This window comes from Pedobacter sp., assembly GCF_045628745.1.
In the GTDB taxonomy this organism is placed as follows: domain Bacteria; phylum Bacteroidota; class Bacteroidia; order Sphingobacteriales; family Sphingobacteriaceae; genus Pedobacter.
This window is the reverse complement of the sequence record NZ_JAZQPU010000095.1, coordinates 1-4,132: the sequence shown is the minus strand read 5'-3', so window position 1 is coordinate 4,132 and position 4,132 is coordinate 1. Positions and strand designations below refer to the sequence as shown.

Here is a 4,132-nt window from a genome sequence, read left to right as displayed (position 1 = left end):
CATTAGTCATGTCAACAGAAAAGCAAATCATTCACATGGACCAGGATGCCTTTTTTGTTTCCGTCGAAGTAAAAAAAGACTCCTCACTTGTCGGTAAGCCTGTCATCATTGGCGGCACTTCTGATCGTGGGGTAGTGGCTTCCTGCAGTTATGAGGCCCGTAAATTTGGTGTACACGCAGCCATGTCTTCGCGCATGGCCCGGATGTTATGCCCGCATGCTGTTTTCATCAGGGGAAATATGGATGAGTATTCCAAAGCCTCGCACCAGATCACTGCTATTTTGAGGGAGCGTGTGCCGCTGATTGAAAAGGCGAGCATTGATGAGCACTATATTGACATGACGGGGATGGACCGTTTTCACTCCACCAATCAGTATGCCCATGAACTGAAGCAACTGGTGATTAAAGAAACTGGCCTTCCCATTTCATTCGGACTGTCGGTCAATAAAACTGTCTCCAAAATGGCGACCAATGAATGTAAGCCCAATGGTGAAAAGAAGGTAGCTCAGGGTGAAGTGCAATCATTCCTCAATCCCTTGTCCATTAAAAAGATTCCCGGTCTGGGCGAAAAGACCTTTATCAAGCTCAGCGATATGGGCATTAAAAAAATATATACGCTGGCGCAGATCCATCCCGACCAGATGAATTTCCTGTTAGGTAAATCTGGTTTATCATTATTGCAAAAAGCACAAGGTATAGACCACAGTCCGGTTATTCCCTATACTGAGCAAAAATCTATCGGCACACAATGTACCTTCCACGCTGATTCCATCGATATAGAAATGATCAATAACTTGCTGATTGCCCAGGTGATGGATGTGGCCTTTCAATTGAGAGAGAAAAAGAAACTGACGGCTTGCGTTACGGTCACCATCCGTTATGCCAACTTTGAAACAGAAACCAAACAGGTGGCTATTGCTTATACTTCATTGGATAGTGTGCTGATTGCTACGGCAAAAGACCTGTTCAAGAAAATGTATAACCGGCGCATGTTACTCAGGCTGGTGGGGGTGCGTTTGTCTAACCTGGTGAGTGGTTTTGAGCAGATTGATTTATACAGTGAAAGCCAGGAACAATATAGCCTCGTGCAGGCCATGGATAAAATTCGCAGGCGCTTTGGGCAAGATGCAGTAGTGAGAGCAGCGGTAATGGACATTAAATTATAACACTCATGTACCTCAACGTCCATTCTCAATACAGCCTGCGTTACGGCACCATGTCTATTAAAACCCTTGTAGAAGAGGCGCAGCTGCGTGGTATTACACAAATGGTGATTACCGATATCAACAACTCTACCGGGGTGATGGAATTTATGCGCGAATGCCGCGATAACCGCATTAAGCCCATTGGTGGAATTGAATTCCGCAGAGATAAAAAGCTGCTTTATATTGGCATTGCCCAAAATAAAGAAGGCATGAAAGAGCTGAATGATTTCCTTAGTGCGCATAACCTCGCCCAAAAGGAAATTCCAGATCAGCCTCCGGTGTTCAACAATGTTTACGTGGTGTATCCCTTTGGCCATAAAGCAGTACTTAAAGATAATGAATATATCGGAATACGTTTTGATGAGCTTCATCAGCTTTATAATAAAGACCTGAAGCTTATTGAAGACAAGCTGGTGGTGCTTCAACCTGTGTTTGTAGCCAGTAAAATAGAATACCGACTTCATGAGTATTTAAGGGGTATTGATTTAAATACCCTGCTCACCATGGTGGAAAAGGAAGATAAATGCAAGGAAACGGATAAGTTTCTTAAACCCGGAGAACTGGAAGCTAAGTTTGTGAAGTATGCCTTTATTCTCGACAATACCCGCAGGCTCATGGATAACTGCACCATGGATTACCCCCATGGAAAGATCAAGCTGAACCGCAAAACTTTTACGGGTAATCATAAAGACGATAAATCCTTGCTGGAAAAGCTGGCTATGGAAGGCATGTTATATCGTTATGGCAGTAAAAATAGGGAGGCGCTGCAAAGGGTGAAAAAAGAGCTCAAAGTGATTGTTGAGCTTGACTTCTGTGCTTATTTCCTGATCACCAATGATATTATTCAGTATTCCATGCGCCGTGGTTATTACCATGTGGGCAGGGGCTCTGGCGCAAATAGTATTGTTGCTTATTGTCTGCGCATTACTGATGTGGACCCCATTGAGCTTGATTTGTACTTTGAAAGATTTCTGAATGCTGAACGCACTTCTCCACCGGATTTTGATATTGACTACAGCTGGGATGAGCGCGAAGATGTGCAGGATTATATCTTTAAACGCTATGGCTCTCAGCATACTGCCTTGCTGGGCACCATGTCGACTTTTAAAGACCGAAGCGTTATCCGCGAAATAGGCAAGGTAATGGGCCTTCCTAAAGCAGAGATTGACGGCTTTACAGACCCTAGTCGTGCGGCGGTAAACCGTAATAACGAGACTTTTAAGAAAATACTGGCCATTTTTGAGCTGATGAGTAAAATGCCCAACCAAAGGAGTATCCATGCAGGGGGCGTACTGATTTCTGAAGAGCCCATCACTTATTATACAGCACTGGATCTTCCACCAAAAGGCATGCCTACCGTGCAATGGGATATGTATGAGGCCGAGCTGATTGGTTACGACAAATATGATATTCTTTCTCAGCGTGGCATTGGGCACATCAAGGAAACGGTGAAACTGGTAGAGCAAAACCAGCAGAAAACCATTGATATCCACCAGGTGCGCAAGTTTATGAAAGATCAAAACCTGAATAACCGTTTAAAATCTGGCGATACCATTGGCTGCTTTTACATTGAATCTCCTGCCATGCGGCAGCTGCTGACCAAATTGACCTGCGATAATTACCTCACTTTAGTGGCAGCAAGCTCCATCATCAGGCCGGGGGTGGCCCAATCGGGGATGATGAAAACGTATATCCAAAACTTTCATCAGCCAAAGGAGGTCAAATACCTGCATCCGGTAATGGAAGAGCAGCTGAAGGAAACTTTCGGGGTAATGGTTTACCAGGAAGATGTCATTAAGGTTTGTATTCATTATGGCGGTATGGATGGCACCGATGCTGACATTTTAAGACGGGGCATGAGTGGGAAATACCGCTCGCGCATAGAGTTTGACCGGCTGATAGAGAAATTCCATGAAGGGGCAAAAGTGTTAGGCAGGCCCGAAGAAATTACAAATGAAGTGTGGCGACAGGTTTCCAGCTTCGCAGGCTACAGTTTTTCAAAGGCACATTCAGCGAGTTTTGCGGTGGAGAGCTACCAGAGTTTATACCTGAAAACTTATTATCCGATGGAGTTTATGGTAGGGGTGCTCAACAATTACGGCGGTTTTTATACACGCTGGCTCTATGTGCACGAGCTGCAAAAGTCTGGTGCAAGGGTACATTTACCTTGTGTAAATAAAAGCAGTATGGTGGTATCTATTGAGGGTGCTGATGCTTACCTGGGTTTTATGGGCATACAGGGTTTGGAAAATAAGTTAATGGAACTTATTCCTGACGAGCGTAAACAGCATGGGGTATACCTTGATCTGGAGGATTTCATCAGGCGTACAGAAATTAGCCTTGAGCAGGCCATCATCCTCATCCGCTGTGGTGCTTTGCGTTTTACAGGGAAAAGCAAAAAAGCCCTCTTGTGGGATATACATACCCTTTTGGGGCAAAAGGAAAAGCCCACTAACCATGCCGAGCTCTTTCATGTCGAGACTAAACATTATACATTGCCAGATTTGGTCAATACCAAACTAGAAGATGCTTACCATGAACTGGAGCTGCTGGGTTTTCCGCTCAGCCTTTCTATGTTCGACTTGCTAAAAACAAGCTACCGGGGTGATATTCGTACAAAGGAACTCATCAAGTATGTGGGCCAGACAGTAAGGATGGTGGGTTTATATGTTTGTGAGAAAACGGTGCATACCAAAAACAGCAAAAAGATGTGGTTTGGTACTTTTCTGGATGCTGACGGCAATTTCTTTGACACTACACATTTCCCTAATAATACTCCGGCTTATCCTTTCAGAGGCATGGGCTGTTATTTAATATTGGGCAAGGTGGTTGAAGATTTTGGCTTCCCGAGTATGGAGGTGCAGAAATTTGCTAAGTTGGAAATTGCCGATAACCCGGTTATGACTTAAGCTAAAAGTCTTACGAAA

General features: G+C 44.3%; 2 protein-coding genes. Both read left to right on the top strand.

Annotated elements, in window-relative coordinates; all coding sequences use genetic code 11:
• A partial coding sequence (gene dinB / locus ACR2F7_RS03990) for a DNA polymerase IV (RefSeq protein WP_432712300.1) occupies positions 1–1,166 on the top strand: 1,166 nt, incomplete at its 5' end.
• A gap of 5 nt (positions 1,167–1,171) precedes the next feature.
• Positions 1,172–4,114, top strand: coding sequence for a DNA polymerase III subunit alpha (locus ACR2F7_RS03985; RefSeq protein ID WP_432712299.1), 2,943 nt, complete (start codon positions 1,172–1,174; stop codon positions 4,112–4,114).
• Positions 4,115–4,132 lie beyond the last annotated feature (18 nt).

Excerpts from the sequence above, each read along its gene's own strand:
- ACR2F7_RS03985 (WP_432712299.1), top strand. The coding sequence starts at position 1,172 with ATGTACCTCAACGTCCATTCTCAATACAGCCTGCGTTACGGCACCATG.